The 14,946-nt window shown below is 51.8% G+C and carries 13 protein-coding genes; 5 read left to right on the forward strand and 8 right to left on the reverse strand.

What is annotated here, in order from left to right:
- Positions 1-108: 108 nt before the first annotated feature.
- The 3 genes from BLS59_RS17055 to BLS59_RS17065 form a co-directional block, all read right to left on the reverse strand.
- The gene (locus BLS59_RS17055; protein ID WP_091150809.1) at positions 109-678 is read right to left on the reverse strand and encodes a hypothetical protein; all 570 of its coding nucleotides are present in this window, start codon (positions 676-678) and stop codon (positions 109-111) included.
- A gap of 118 nt (positions 679-796) precedes the next feature.
- On the reverse strand, positions 797-1,276 hold the full coding sequence (locus BLS59_RS17060; RefSeq protein WP_091150811.1) for a DUF5683 domain-containing protein: 480 nt from the start codon (positions 1,274-1,276) through the stop codon (positions 797-799).
- Positions 1,277-1,380: 104 nt separating this feature from the next.
- Positions 1,381-1,599: an Lrp/AsnC ligand binding domain-containing protein gene (locus BLS59_RS17065; RefSeq protein ID WP_091150813.1), complete on the reverse strand. Its 219-nt coding sequence runs from the start codon at positions 1,597-1,599 to the stop codon at positions 1,381-1,383.
- A 441-nt stretch (positions 1,600-2,040) separates the two neighbouring features.
- Between BLS59_RS17065 and BLS59_RS31655 the strand changes: the two genes are divergently transcribed.
- From BLS59_RS31655 to BLS59_RS17075, 3 genes are all read left to right on the forward strand, one after another.
- Entirely contained in the window at positions 2,041-2,217 is a 177-nt protein-coding gene (locus BLS59_RS31655; protein ID WP_162842668.1) for a hypothetical protein, read from the forward strand.
- Positions 2,218-2,419: 202 nt separating this feature from the next.
- Positions 2,420-4,831, forward strand: coding sequence for an ABC transporter permease (locus BLS59_RS17070; RefSeq protein ID WP_091150815.1), 2,412 nt, complete (start codon positions 2,420-2,422; stop codon positions 4,829-4,831).
- Positions 4,832-4,902: 71 nt separating this feature from the next.
- Positions 4,903-6,285 carry a serine hydrolase domain-containing protein gene (locus BLS59_RS17075; protein ID WP_091150817.1) on the forward strand — a complete coding sequence of 461 codons (1,383 nt, stop codon included), beginning with the start codon at positions 4,903-4,905 and terminating at the stop codon, positions 6,283-6,285.
- A 64-nt stretch (positions 6,286-6,349) separates the two neighbouring features.
- On the opposite strand, the gene BLS59_RS17080 is transcribed toward BLS59_RS17075, so the two are convergent.
- From BLS59_RS17080 to BLS59_RS17090, 3 genes are all read right to left on the reverse strand, one after another.
- Positions 6,350-6,709 carry a prolyl oligopeptidase family serine peptidase gene (locus tag BLS59_RS17080; RefSeq protein ID WP_091150818.1) on the reverse strand — a complete coding sequence of 120 codons (360 nt, stop codon included), beginning with the start codon at positions 6,707-6,709 and terminating at the stop codon, positions 6,350-6,352.
- Positions 6,706-7,245: an alpha/beta hydrolase gene (locus tag BLS59_RS17085; RefSeq protein WP_162842669.1), complete on the reverse strand. Its 540-nt coding sequence runs from the start codon at positions 7,243-7,245 to the stop codon at positions 6,706-6,708. The genes BLS59_RS17080 and BLS59_RS17085 overlap by 4 nt, the downstream gene beginning before the upstream one ends.
- Before the next feature lie 185 nt (positions 7,246-7,430).
- Positions 7,431-8,015, reverse strand: coding sequence for an RNA polymerase sigma factor (locus BLS59_RS17090; RefSeq protein WP_091150822.1), 585 nt, complete (start codon positions 8,013-8,015; stop codon positions 7,431-7,433).
- A gap of 177 nt (positions 8,016-8,192) precedes the next feature.
- On the opposite strand from BLS59_RS17090, the gene BLS59_RS17095 reads away from it, so the two are divergent.
- Together BLS59_RS17095 and BLS59_RS17100 are read left to right on the forward strand one after the other, a co-directional pair.
- A complete protein-coding gene (locus tag BLS59_RS17095; protein ID WP_091150824.1) occupies positions 8,193-8,567 on the forward strand; it encodes a hypothetical protein in 375 nt (124 codons plus the stop codon).
- Positions 8,568-8,777: 210 nt separating this feature from the next.
- A complete protein-coding gene (locus BLS59_RS17100; RefSeq protein WP_091150826.1) occupies positions 8,778-9,326 on the forward strand; it encodes a hypothetical protein in 549 nt (182 codons plus the stop codon).
- On the opposite strand, the gene BLS59_RS17105 is transcribed toward BLS59_RS17100, so the two are convergent.
- Together BLS59_RS17105 and BLS59_RS17110 are read right to left on the reverse strand one after the other, a co-directional pair.
- Positions 9,323-11,017, reverse strand: coding sequence for a hypothetical protein (locus BLS59_RS17105; protein ID WP_091150828.1), 1,695 nt, complete (start codon positions 11,015-11,017; stop codon positions 9,323-9,325). The genes BLS59_RS17100 and BLS59_RS17105 overlap by 4 nt on opposite strands.
- 3 nt (positions 11,018-11,020) lie before the next feature.
- Entirely contained in the window at positions 11,021-14,926 is a 3,906-nt protein-coding gene (locus BLS59_RS17110; protein WP_091150829.1) for an SMEK domain-containing protein, read from the reverse strand.
- Positions 14,927-14,946: the final 20 nt, after the last annotated feature.

Genomic DNA, 14,946 nt, shown 5'->3' on the forward strand with positions numbered 1-14,946 from the left:
GCTTTACAAGTCAATTTTTGTTCCAAACCTATAAATAATTGACCGATAATGACTTAATTAAACGAGATTTTCAGACTGTAACAGAAACGAACGTCTGTATGTACGGTTTTAGTGCTGCGCTCGGATGCGTTTAAGAATTTCCGATTCCAATGCAGCATCCGGCAAATCGCCGCCGGTGATTTCCCAATCTTCTTCCATCATTTCAATTTCAGCTGCAAAACCGCCATTAACAAAAACCAGGAAGCGGCCCTCGTCGGGCATCAGCTGGATGTATTTACGCTCGTTAAACCGGTCATAGGTTAAACTCAATTCCGTATCCGGATCATTGCCCCGCAAAAAGGTGGGTTGGTTATCCTGTAATAGTTCGACCACCTGTAAGACTTCCGCTTCACTTAAAGCGGTCCCGCTGTATTTCCATTCGAAAGCCGTACTGCCCTGGAAATGCAGCTCGCCCAAAAAGCCCGGATGTTCCGCGCCCTCCAGCTCGACATATTCGAGGTATTTGTCCAGCCTTTCTTCAAAGTCATCGCCTTCCTCAGCCGGGTAGCCTTCGTATAAGCGATAGGCTGATGTAGCCACATACACATTGCCCTCCTGGCGGTAGACCGGGAAAATATCCAATGGCTGTACAAGGCCACCATCGCGAATAATCTGTAGCAGTGCGGGATTGTTAAGCATACGTTTCAGTTAACAAAGAATCAGGAACTTTGGTTTTCATGGCAGTGGGCATCAAGCGCGTAGAAAGAAACAATTTTTCAGGATACAGCTAATTCATAGTAAAACAAAATTCAAAGGCTCAGTGGATAACCAGGCTAAGACCGGCGGTGTATTTTCCCGTCCCGGCTGATAGCATAGCAGGTTCAAATTGCAGCACCGATAATTCCCGGGGGTGCTTTCCCAAATGATATGACCGGTTAAGCCGCACCGAACTGACCGGCGCGTCAATCGCGCTATAAAGGTAAGCGGCAAACAGGGGCGCGAGCAATGCGGCAGTTACCCCATTTTCGGGATGCGTTCTGGAACTGTGATAAATCTCAGCTGCACCCAGGGACAGCACCGTCGTTCCGAAAACGATAGCCCCTTTGCCGTATTCTTTGTTATAAACCTGGCCAAGACCGGGAATATACACCGATAACAGGCAAGACAGCACCGGGCTTCGGCGGTGAATATTTTGATAACGCGCAGGAACGGCCAGCGTATCGGAGGTCATCTGCTGCTGGGCATAGGCATTGGCCAATACCATAAATAAGCTAAGGGTCAGGAGGATTTTTTTCATAAACCGAAGATAATTAATTCGTTGAAGTAAAGTAGATGACTTGCCAGCCAATATTGCCTGACTTCTCAGAAGTTCGAAGATATCTGGGACTTTGGCTTACCTGATCAGGAAGCGCTGCCCAAACGGATCGGGTCATAGCGCTTGCATTCTTTGAGCACGATATGACTTTCTACATGCGCCACGTTGGGCATGCTGCAGATGCGGCTCATCAGGAATTCAAAATAAGCCTGCGGACTGGCGGCATTGATATGCAAGATAAAGTTCCAGCTGCCCGAAACATGAAGGCAAAATTCCACCGCATCCAGCGTATAATGCGTGGCCACAACCGGCGAACAGGCGCCTGCTGATACAGACCAGCACGTTTCAGCGTACCCTGCAACAGCCGCTCTTCCTGTTCAGGCTGGGGTAATTCCTCAGCCGACAGTTTTTGCCTGGAGGCTTCCGCGCGGTACCAGTTATCCAACCAGTTCCGTTCGTCGGGCGTAGCCGTTCCGTTATTGTAACGGGCAATAAGTGCTTTGATGTCCTGTTCGTCCATGACCCTGTTTAGCGTTTGTATATATAAAACAGGTGATGCGGGCGTTTGGGAGTAGATGGAATTAAAATAAAATTAACGGGAATTTAACAAAAATACCTAAGTATCTGAAATCAATCGCTATTTGACCAATTAAATAATTGCGATGCTGATGATAACGCTATGGAGCTATCTTAGTAAACTACAGGACGAATTGCTAATTTTGTAGTGCCAGCTTAAAAAAGCGCTTATGACTCGTCTCCGTCTCTTTCAGGTTTTATTCCTTTTGTTATATCTTTCGTTCGCAAAGCCGTTTGCAGCCAGCGGCCAGATCGACCCGTTACCTGTTCGGAATGATACAGCGGTACATATCCCTAATGATAATGCCAAGCAAATGCTTGAACAACTGGTGAACAGTAAGCCTTAGCGAAAACGGCTGCCATGCATTCGGGCGGGCCAGTAAAAGTAAAAAACGACAGTTTTAAAAGCGTACAGGCGCTGTATCACAAACGGACAACAAAAATTAGGTTTTAGAGATTAATATATTGATTGTTAATGAGTATAATAATGGCACCGCAATTGAAGCTTGTCGATATTAACCAGAACGATCATTTTTATTGTCAACCGCCATGTGGAAAAACTACTTTAAGACTGCCTATCGTACGCTTTTCCGTAACAAGAATTACACCTTTTTAAATATGGCCGGGCTCGGTGTCGGCGTTGCCGTATTCCTGGTGATCTTTATGATCATCAGTTTCGAGACGGGCTATGATGGTTTCCATACGCAGAAGGACCGGATCTTCCGGGTGCTGACCGTTTCGCCGGCGGCCTCGGGTGACCCGGCGATGGGTTCAGGTGTCCCGGCGCCTTTGCCGGATGCGCTGCGGGCGGAGATACCGGGTTTAAAAGTGACCGACATCAGCGGTTATACCCAGGTGCCGGCTTTATCGCTGCAAGCCGGCGGGCAGGTGGAAAAGAACCTGAAAACGGACGTGTTCTTTGCCGACCCGGCCTTTTTTGAAATTTTTGATTTTAAATGGCTGGCGGGTGATGCCAAAGCTACGCTGAACGATCCGAGCTCCATGGCCATGACTAAAAGTACGGCGGCCTTGTACTTCGGTGACTGGAAGCGCGCGCTGGGTAAAACCATGAAGATCGCGAATGATTTTACGTTAACGGTAAGCGGTATCGTGGAGGATGTGCCCGGGCAGACCGATTTCCAGTTAAAGCTGATCCTGCCGGCACGGCTTTTAAAACATGCTGTAGCTACAGACTGGACCTCTATTACAGGCCACCAGCAATGCTATGTATTATTGCCGGCGGGCATGACCGTAACCGGGGTGGACCGGCAACTGACCGCATTTTCGCGCAAGTTTCGTAAGCCGGATGACAAGACGACGCAGGTCTTGCAGCCGTTGGCCGCGGTGCATTACGACGCGCAAAATGCCTATGCGGGCGTGAGCAATTTTTCCGGTAAGCAGATCTCGGGCCAGCGGGTGGACATGCTGTGGCTGATCGCGTCGTTCATCCTCATCATTGCCTGTGTCAACTTTGTTAACCTGGCCACTGCCCAGGCCGTGAACCGCAGCAAAGAGATCGGCGTATGTAAGGTAATGGGCAGTAACCGCGGCCAGCTTCGGGTACAGTTCCTGACCGAAACATTTTTGCTGGTTGCCGGTGCTATCATTTTAGCGGTTGCATTGGTAGGCTTTACGGCGGAAGAGATCGGCCGCATCATTCATATCCCGCTTTCCCTGCTCAAAGTCCCGCTGTCTGTTTTGCTGCCTTTTCTTTCGGCAGTTACGGTTGTGGTAACCCTATTAGCCGGAGCCTATCCGGCGGTGATCCTGTCAGGTTTTAATCCCATCACGGCGCTGAAAAACAAGGTTGCGCAGAAAAGCGGTAAAGGCTTGTCATTGCGCCCCATGCTGGTGGTGCTGCAGTTCGTGATCGCGCAGGGTCTGATCATTGCCTGTTTCATTTTTGTCAGGCAGCTAAGCTATTTCGAAAATGGCGCCATGGGTTTTGAAAAGAACGCCATAATCAATGTGAGCTTTTTACCCGACAGCGCCCGCAACAGCAAACTGGATTATTTGCGGAACACCTTACTGACGGTTAAAGGGGTCAAAAGCGTGAGCTTCAGCAGTAGTTCGCCTGCCGAAGAAGACAGCTGGTGGACTCCGGTCGGCTTTGACCACGGCGCAAAGGAAACCCCTTTCTCCTCGGTATTAAAATCCATCGATGCGAGCTACCTCGATACCTACCATCTACAGCTCGTAGCCGGCCGGAATGTACAGGCGGCTACACCGGAAAGGGAATTTCTGGTGAACGAGACTTTCGTCAGGCAACTGGGTTTCAAAAAGCCGGAAGATGCCCTTAATAAAGAAATCAACTTATGGAAGGGTTATACCAAAGGACTGGTCGTTGGTGTGGTCAAAGATTTTCATTCCGCCTCCTTCAAAGAAAGCATCGCGCCGGTTTTCTTTTTGAACCACCCGAACCGCTATAACAATGCCGGGCTGAAGTTAGCGACCAATGATATGCCGGCTACGATCAAAGCGGTCGCAGCCCTGTTTGCCAAGGCTTACCCCGAGTCCCCGTTCGAATACCAGTTTCTCAGCGACAAGATCGCCGGATTTTACCAGCAGGAAAGGCAGTTATCGAACCTGTTCGAGCTGTTTGCCGGTATCGCCATCTTTTTAAGCTGTCTCGGGCTGTACGGCCTGGCTTCCTTTATGGCTACGCAAAGGGTGAAAGAGATCGGTATCCGCAAGGTACTGGGCGCAACCGCATCGCATATCATTTACCTGTTCTCGCGGGAGTTTGTCCTCTTGGTCTTAATCGCCTTTGCCATCGCCAGCCCGCTGGCCTGGTACTTTATGCACCAATGGGTACAGCAGTATACTTACCACGTCAACCTCAGCGCCTGGATCTTCCTGGCCGGTGGCGCCGGTTCGGTGCTCATTGCTTTAGCGACTATCAGCTTTAAAGCGCTGGCCGCATCACTGGTCAACCCGGTGAAAAGTTTGAAGAGCGAGTGATCCGGAGATTGAGGAAAACTATTTGTAACGTATCTTGCTGTACCGCGTCTTTTATTAACATCAATTGCGCTATGAAACTTTTATGGACATTATTACTTACCATTTGTTTCGCTAACGGTTTTGCCCAGGTGCGTGACCACCGCATAGCTGATGAGCTGAAGGACACATTTGTGTCCAAGTACAATCATAACGACCTGAAAGGCATCTACCAGTTAACGGACACCGCCTTTTCCAACCATATTACCGAAAGCCAATTAACGGGATTTCTGCGGGGCAACCGTAATTCGGGTAATATCCTGAAAGATTCCCTGCTTGGCGAATTGAACGGTAAGTTTACCTACCTGCTGATAGCGGAGTCGCGGGATCTGCGCCTGAACCTGGAAGTGACAGCCGCCAGGAAGATCAGCGGTTTTGGCATGTCCAATGCACCGCTGGTTTTGCTGGAAAAGCCCAAAGCGGTTAACAGCAGTAACCCCATGAAAACACCGCTTGACCTGTCGGTGGACAGCGCGGCGCGGGAATATTACCGCAACCCGAACGCGCAAGGGGTGGCCATCGGTTTTATCCAAAATGGCAGGCGCTATGCCTATTTTTATGGGGAGCTCAGCCCGGATCATTTACTGGAGATCGGTTCGATCACCAAAACTTTCACCGGCACTTTACTCGCCCAAGCCGTACTGGACAAAAAAGTGGCGCTGAGCGATGACATCCGCAAATATCTTACAGGCGATTATCCTAATTTAGCCTATAATGGCACGCCCATCACCTTACAGGATCTGGCCAATCATACGTCCCGCTTGCCCGAACTGCCTGACGACATCGGTACGCAGCCGGGGTTTAATCCGCTGGCACCGGAAAAGGACTACGACTCCGTATTGTTCTATGCTGCGCTGCACCGGGTAAAGCTGGACACCCTGCCCGGTTACAAGTATAATTATTCCAATTTCGGCATTTCGTTGCTAGGCCATATCCTGGAGCGGGTGTATGGTCAGTCCTATGCCAGCCTATTAAAAAAATATATCACCGGGCCATTCGCGATGAAGCATACCTTTTATGAGCTGAATGCGCAACAACAAAATAGGATGGCGATCCCGCATGGAGAGAATGGGCGCAGGATACCATTCCAGGAAGAAGGGATGTTCGGGCCTGCCGGTGACATCCATGCCACGCTGGGTGATATGCTCATTTACCTGGACCAGCAAATCAGGGAGACCGCGCCTGCCGTAAAATTAAGCCACCAGCCTACCGCGGGAAATGTCGGCCTGGCCTGGGGTGTCCGCCATACGGGCACTTACCGCGACATCCAGCACAACGGCAGCACCATCGGGTTTACCGCGCACCTGTCCGCCTTCCCGGAACTGAACAGCGGCTGCGTGATCCTGACCAACAGCAAAGCCAATTTGCGAAAATTGATCTATGCCATCCAGCAGATCGCCCGGCGAAAGACCTTATAAATGTCAAAAATCGTCGCTTACCTGCATTCGTGTTGAGCGCTAAACCAATCTATAGAATGATCATTTAATTCAAATGTTTGTTTAAAAATGCGACTAGAGCATGTACAACCGGTTTTGTATCAAACAGCGCACCGCCATGCGGCGCTTTCTTAATGATAAGGAGTTTAGCCTTTACCGCATGTGCTTTGAGCGAATCCCTTAAACATACAGATTGACGGATATCCATTAATTCATCCTTAGTACCGTGAAGGATCAAAAATGGCGGATCAGCGCTATCTATATAATTTAGGGGGGTCGCCAGTTTAACCAAATCCGGTTTGCTGGTCATGGCGCCTCCAAATAAAAGCCCGGGTCCGCTTTTGGGGCTTGTAAATTCTGAGTCAGGCCTGAGGTAAAAATTTGACAGGCCAAAATAGTCAATCACGACCCTGATGCTGAAATTTGGCTTTTGATGTGCAGGAAAAAATCGGGTATGAAGTTGTTGTTGGATAAACCAACTAAGGCAGCCAAATGGCCGCCGGCTGAAAATCCAATGACCGCAATTCGCCTTCGGTCTAAATGATACCTGCCGGCATTATCATAAATGTACCCGCTGGCCTGGTTACAATCAATGATTTGCGCAGGAAATATAGCTTCGGTACTAAAACGGTAATTGATGTCAACGATCGCATAGCCGTTTTTGACCAGGGCTTTCAACGTATTGGGCATATAATGCATATCCCCTTGTTTATTACCGGCCCGCCAGCCACCGCTGTGCAGCCATACTAAAACAGGGTGCTTGCCAGTTCCCGGCAGCATAAAAATATCCAGCTTATGCTTTTCCAGCGTGTCGTGTGCGTAAGAGATGTTCAACATGGCTTGGGTTCCCGCTGGAAAGAATCGGAGCGCCCCGGAGTTTTGGCTATGTCCAGTTAACGAAAAAAGAATAAAAAAACAGATCAGCAGCAGGCGTTTACTCATCAGCGAACAGATTGACTTCCAAAAATAGCATAGTGACGGTTCGCCTGCAACAGGAATCGAATGATTATTCCTTTTATCATTAATCGAAGTTAAATGAGCAGACATCGCCGATCTATGGATCTTCGTTCGCCACCAAAAATTGGTATAAGATCGCAGCCGGAAAAATGAGCAGCTGATGTAAGAGCCTATCGCATGAATAAGATAATCGCGATGCTCAGGCCGGCATCGTGCAGCCTGGGCTTCAGCACCTTCAGCGCGTTCTGCACCTGTTTCTTTACGGTATGCTCCGAGATATCCAGACGCTCGGCGATCTCTTTATGCGACAGGTCGCTTTTGCGGCTCAGCTCAAAGATCTCGCGCATTTTTGGCGGCAGCGCTGCGAGCTCGCGGTCCAGCAATTCGGCGCATTCCTTTTCATCGATCAGGGTCAGCGTAGCGAGGTCTTCCTCGTTGAGGTATTTGGCGATCGCGCCCAGGTAATTCTGACGGGTTTTCTGCTGCTCGATGAGATTGAATACCCGGTTCCGGGCATTAACGTAGAGATAGCCTTTGAGGTTAGCCGCATCCTTCAGCCCCTGGCGCTTGAGCCACAGGCTGCTAAAAATTTCCTGCACGGCGTCTTCAGCGGCTGGTCGGTCGCGCAGCATTTTGTAGACATGCGCGTAGATCAGGCTCCAGTAACGGCGGTAGATCTCGGTGAACGCAGCCTGGTCATCACCCTTTAGCAGGGCGACCCGTTCAGCATCCGATGAGTTTTTATACACGGCCATGACGGGGAGATCATTACATTAAAGTTATGCAATATTTTATCAATGTTAAAGAAAATATTTTGATCTGCAAGAGTGGAGGGCTAAAAACCAAGCCCTTAACTTAATGTAAGTATAGCTTTCCTGCGTCTTATCCGAAAATGAAACTTTAGTTTTTGGTACATTAGTGACAATTTATGCATGAAGATGGAAGATATACAAGCCGCTTTTAAGCGTTTGCCTTTGCTGATCGGACCGGATGGTTATGCGCCTGGGGTCAACGAGCCGGTGTTGCTTTATCGCGGCGATCTGAGCTTGCAGCTGGAAACCGGAACCTTGCCCGTCGATGGCGAAGTCTTTTTTAGCTGGCGGCCACGTCCCGGCGTACGTTTCCGCGGCGCAATTGACCGCTATACCCTGGACTTTGATGTCAAAAACATAGACCTCCCCGGTAAGCGGACAACCCATGGCCAGGCCATGATCACTCATATCGGTGGTGCCGACGGCAGCGTGACGGGGGTAATCAATAATCCCTTTATTTTTAAAGTGCAGGAAAGCGCCGGCCGGCTGTCGTAACGCTGCGGCAGCCAGGCATATTCTTCCTTATATTGATCCACATGATAGGAGGAGCAGTCCTCCCAGGCCAGGCCATCCCTGCTCCAGGCCCGGATCAGGCAAGGGTAACAGCGCCTGCCGTTCAGAAAAGTCAGGAACAGTCCCAGGTCACTGATCAGCTTGCGCGAACGGTCATAATCGAATACACCCGTTTTTGAGATCGCTTCCCCCTTGTGGAGCGATCTCTGGCAAAGTTTCACCCGGCAGACCAGTGACCCGGCTGCGCAGGAATGCCTCGACCTGCTGATCCACTGGTACGTAGAAGCTAACAATAACAGCGGTTTTGCGGAAGGCGCGATCGTCTTCATGCAGAATGCCTTCGAGCTGCTTTACAACTGGCAGATCGGACCGTCGCCCAAAGGGCAGAAAGTAGATGCTGCCGGCAAACTGCGGGCCCTGCTTAACCGGGCCAGCATACCGACGCAGGTCCCGACGGCCTACCAGCGGATCACGGCTGACCTGAAAGCCAAGGGCATTCACGTAGCGGACCTGCCGGAACTTTTTACGCGCGTCCGGAACACAATCGTACATTCCGACAACAATAAGCGTAAAACATTGCGGGCCATTTCCTCCATGGACAGGTTTCACATCCGTCACCTGGGGCTGTACTGCCTGGAACTGCTGATCCTGTTTGAACTGGATTATCGCGGAAAGATCGCCAACCGGATTTCGCTGAATAAATTCGTGGGCGGCAATGAAGAAACGGTACCCTGGGTCTAAAGCGGTTGGTCGATCGGCCCGAAGTGTCCGGCGTTGATCAGGGAGCGGAAAACGGCGGTGTTCTTGCCCAGCTCATCCTTCCCGCGGCCTTTGACCAGGGCTACGTATTCCGCAAAAGAGATGTGCTGTTCATAATAAGCGAAGGGTCCGCCGTGCTTTTCATAGCTCTTTTTCTTGCCGCGGAGATAGCGCTGGTAGGCATCCACCAGGTCCAGCAGATTGGACGGTGCCGCCTTCAAAAACGCAAATTGTTCGAGCAGCGTATTGATGCCGATCATCGTGAGCGGCTTGACATGGAATGTCAGGGCTTCGGCTGCGCTTAATTGTTCGCTGAATACAGACTGTACTTCCGCATTAACGCCTACCATGTCCAGCGCCTGGTCGGAATAGATGATCAGCGGGTAAACGTTCAGCTTTTGCAGGTTGCCTAATTTCAGGCGGTTCAATATGGCGGGGCCGGCCGTTTCGAGCAGGCGCAGTTGCCTGATCAGTTGATAGGCGCCTTTTGCGCCGCCCTTCGTATCCTTGGGTTTCGCATAGTTATCCAGGATAAATGCTTTAAATCCCTCCACGTCGAATGTCTCGCCCGTCTTCGGGTTCAGGTCAGCCATTTTCACCTCTACGATGATCAGGTCCTTCTGGTTGGGGCGGATCCAGAAGTCTTCGAATGGCGGTTCGCCAGCAACTACGTGATGCCTGCGGTCAAACAGCGCTTTGAGCATATTACCCACCAGGAACTCCTCGAAAAATTCCTTGCCCATTTTTGAACGGAAAAGGCCGAACGTTTTTTGAATGTCCCTGCCGGTGTTCAGCCCGGAATATTGAAAGATGCACCAGAACAAGCCCTGGTCCAGGATGTAACGGAAATAACTGAAGTCGATCACGGCGATATGCTCGTCATCCACCGCGTAAAAGGGCCGCGGGATGAGGTCGAAATGGATGGACATCTCGTCCCTGGACTGCGTTTTGTCGTAACTGAAAATTTCGAGGGCCTGCGGCGGGATCTCGCTGCGATGGAAAATATATTGACCGGTATGCTCTTCACCGAGCACCCGCTGCATGAGCTCCATGAAGGTCTTGGCGAAATTCCACAGGTTGCCCAGTCCCAGGCGCTGCTGAAAGGAACTGATGATCTTTTTGCGTTCATCGCTGCTGCCGAAAAATTGCTGCACCAACAGGAATTTGATCGGCGCGGTATAGAATAAGGCGTTGAAATCCCGGATATAGTTCTGCTGCCGGAGCGCGATCTCCCAAAGCCCTTCGCGTGTTTCCAGACCCGTGCCTTCGGTGTGATAGATCAAATGATTGTAAATGAGGATCGTATTGAACAGATCCTTGTTGAATGCTTTGAGGTCGGTCGTCACCGCTTCTGCGGCACGGTAATGCGTCAGGCTTTCCCGGATCAGGTAGGCGATCGACTGCACCGCAAAGATAACCTGGTGCTCATGCGACAGGAGTCGGTCGACCACCTGTTCGTAGTCGGGCTGCCTGTCACCCGGCTTGAGAAAAACATGCCGGAAGATCTGGATGGATTGCGTCCGGGCATCCGTCTCCTGGAAGAGGATCACGTTGATCTTGGACAGGTAAAGCACGATCAGATCTGTCGGATAGGGATAAAGGAAGCTAAACGGATCTGCCGGCAGCGGCAGCCCGTAAGCGGTGGTATAGTCGGCAACAGCGATGGGTTTCATAGTTTACCAATTCTTCAAGTCCTCGTCTTTTTCCCACTCGATATCCCGCGCCACGTTAGCGCGTATCTCCAGGAGGACTTCCCGTACCGGGGCCGCTAACTCCAGCGTTTCCAATGCTTCATCCAGCATTGCCTGTTTGCTGACGTCCTGCGGAAAGGGCCCGGCGCCCACCTTTCTCCGGGAACCGAAGTTGCCGTAAAAACCGTCATTGAAAATAGCACGGATATCCGGCAGCGTGCAGCCGGGCAGCGCAGCAAGTGCATTGCCGATAGTGGCCGCGAGGCGTAAATAAGCACTATCCTGTATCCGTAAGGCCCGCAAGCACATCGCTATCCCGGTCAGGTAGCGCTCGTCGCCCGCGTGCTCCGCCACAGCCGCCAGCAGTTTATCCCGCAGGCTATCGGGCACCGGACCGTGGGGCTGCAGTACCTTGAGCATGTCGGCGTAGGTCAGCTGTTCTGCGTCGCTCAATCGGGCGAACCAATCGATCAGCGCCACATATTGGTCCTCCCGTACGCCGGCGTCGGTTTCCGGGTTGTAATATTTGAGATTCTGGTAAGAGCGGATCAGTTCATCGCGCCCGGCGAAGGCTTTGAACTTGGCCCGGAGGAAATCAAGCAGCGCCTCGAAACCGAACCGGTCCTCCAGGAATTTTAGCGCTGCGTGCAGAAAGGTCTCCAGCGGCAGGTCTATGCAGTGCTGGTAGAGCAGGTCCCTTAACTGATCAGCATGCGCCTTGGTCAGGGCTTTATCCCCGAACAAATGGTAGAGCAGGTTTTCGTGTTCGCTGCCGTCTTTGTCCAAATCGATCAGGCGGCCGATCAGGGCGATCGTTTTCTCCGCGTTGACAGGCAGGTAGTCGCCAACGTTGTAGATCAGGTTGCCGATGGCGGTCATGTTGCCTTCATCCAGGACCTGGTCGAAATAGTCGAAATCCTCTTCACTGTAAAGTGATTTATCGGCCTGTCGCGCATAGGTAAGCACCCAGATCGCGTTAGCACGCGCGGCGGGCGTGTCACGCGCCCAAAGCGTATCGACGATACGGTAGTAAAGATCCGGCTCCCTGATCCCCGCCTTGGCCAGCATCAGTATGGTTTCCAGGGCATCAGGATGATGGGTTTCTACATAAGCCAGCAAGGCCAGCGCCTGATCAGGTTCCTCTTCCAGCAAATACTGCAGGATTAGACGGAAATTTTCACCGGCCGGCTCGCCGGGCGCCCGGCGGCTCGTGATCAAGTGCTCAAAAAAACCTTCCCAACTGCCGAGTTCTGATACCGATGTCGCCAGGAAGTCTTTGACCTGCGCCTTCGCCGCGAAGTAATCGGAGTCCAAGAACAACTGTAAACGTTCCGCGTAGTTCGCTGTACGGGTCAGTTCAGCCAGCAAACGTTCCTGTTCTTCGCGGTATTCGGGTTTAACGTCCGAACGTTCCAGGTGCTGCAGCTGGCGCAGGAGTTTATTTTTTTGGGCAGCGAATACCGGGTCACCTATGACGGAATGAAGGAAGGCCAGGCTTTGCGCCAGGTCGGCCGTGACCTCCATCGGCTTGGGATGGTCTTTCTTGGGAATGCGCATAAAGTTCAGCTGGCGCGTCATATGCGTAAGGATCTGCGCCTTAGTTTCCTCAGCGGATTTGGGGTATAGGGTGACCATGTCCCGAAAGGCCTGCGTGCGGATGGCGTCGATGATCGCGTTGCGCGGCACAACGGCGTGACCGTAGCTATAGGCGCCGGTATGTTGCTCGTAATGCGTTTCTAAGGTAATCTCCGGGTTCAGCAGGATCGAAAAGCCACTCAGGGCCAGTTCCTGCTGCGTTGGGTCCAGGTGATCGGCAGCAACAAGCGCTGTTAGTTTACGGCCCAGGAATTGCTGCCGTTCGCAGGGCTGCGGCGGTGCATAGTTGAACTCGCGGAAATCATATTCCTTGTAACGGAAGGCCGCCCGAAGCATGGACGGGTCGCCGGGCTTGCTGTAACCCAACACGACCTGGTAGTTGTGCTCCAGCGCTGCCTCACCATGCGTGTTCAGCATCGCGATCGCACAAAGCCGCTCCAGATTTTCAAAGACGCTTTTCAGGCTCATTCCGCCCCAGATATCGTTGGCCGCCGGTTGTTCGACCCCTTGAAATGCGGGCGACAGGCGGGCCAGGACTTCGATTGCCAGCTCCGGTCTTTTATAAGCAAACGACAGCAGTACCTCCAGCCCTTCATTCAGGCTGCGGTATTCACCCGCCCGGGCAGCGGTCTCCATATCCCGGATCAGTTCAGCGAGCATCGCGTTCAGCTGAGTTTCCACCCGGCCTTCTACCTGCAATAACATGAGGTTTTTGATGATCCGTTCGCGGAAAGGTGCCAGCTGCGGATTTTTGAGCAAAGCGGCCACCCTGGAAAGGGAATTGGTGATAATGACATCACTGTAAGGATCAGGCTGTATTGCGATGCGCAGGGAAGGGCTGACAAAACCAGCGCTCCTGAGCTCATCGATGATGATCTCCGTCTCTTCCGCATCGACCTGGTTGACAGTTCCCAACAAAGAAAGCTCATCCCCGGTATCGCTCACCGGGCCGCACAAACTGATCAGCTGTATCGTTTTATAGATCTTCTCGCGGTCGATATAAGTTTTTTTGGAAATATCGGCTACCGTCTGATCGGTCAGTTCAGTAACGAACTGGGCGAAGTTAAAATCGGCGGCCAGGGCTTGCGGATCGGCACCGTCGGCCACACGCTGGCAAATGGACAGGATCACGGCCGGGACGCCCCGGGCCTGCTCGGTGAAACGCACGATAAATTCATCGCGCATCCCGAAAAGCTGGGCGCGAAACATGGCTTTGGTCTCTTCGTAGGATAAACGCTCAAGCCGATGTATAGCGATATCGCGGCCGTGGGTCGGCAACTGCCGTAAGGTTTCATCCAGCAAGGCTTTACGCACCGTCAGCAACAGTTTCGCTTTGGGCAGCCGGGATACAACATCGACCAAACTACGCAGCATCGCCGGATCTTTATGGGCGTCATCCAGCAGGAGGATAAAGATCTTATCGCCGGTCAGCGTCTCTGCCAGAGCCGCCGGGTTGAAATTCAATTCATCGACCACGAAAGCTTCCTTGCCTGCGTCACCGTCTACGTGCCGGATAAAATATTCGATACAGAGCCGGGTTTTGCCGTAGCCGCCTTCTGCGGCGACCGCGAGTACTTTTTGCGCCGGGTCCTCCACGAACGCCCGGAGCACTTCCACATCCCCTTGGCGGCCGATAAAAGGATTATGGAACTGGAAGGTCAGCTGGTCATTGGCGGTATTCAGCTGTTTACCGAAGGCGATGCGGTAAGGCAGCAGCGGATCATTAAAGGTCGGCAGCGCGGTAACCTCGCCATATTCTGATTCGAGGAAGGCGGCGATCTCGGCCAATTGCGTGACATCACATTGCTGTTCAATCAGCAGGCGCAACTGACCGATGTTGATCAGCCGGTTGCTGATCGGGAAAATAACCGAAGGCGCCGGATCCAAGGTTAATTTTGCGACCTCATCCTGGATATACTGGTCCACATCGGCCTGGGACTTGGTGGTCTGGTAGCCCATATCGATCACCAGGTGGTACAGCTCCGGAAACTGCTCGTAAAGCCGGTGGGCTACATAGCGCGAAAGGGTATGAGTGATCTTGCCAAAGCCTTTTTGGGAGGTGACCTGGATCGCAATGCCCTTGTCCGCATCGCCGACATCCACCGCAGGATAGTTCAGCTGCTCGAATTCCAGCCTTTTGAAATCAGCCCGAAAAATGATGTTTAAGATGGGAATAAAGAAACGCTCTGCGTGACGGTTGATATCGAAATTATTCGCCTTATTCTCCAGTTCCACCTGGTAGACGAAATAAGCGAGGTATTTGCTGATCTTATAGAGATAGGTTTGACTGAGCATGATTTAACGGTTGATGGATA

It is taken from the genome of Mucilaginibacter pineti (assembly GCF_900101875.1).
In the GTDB taxonomy this organism is placed as follows: Bacteria; Bacteroidota; Bacteroidia; order Sphingobacteriales; family Sphingobacteriaceae; genus Mucilaginibacter; species Mucilaginibacter pineti.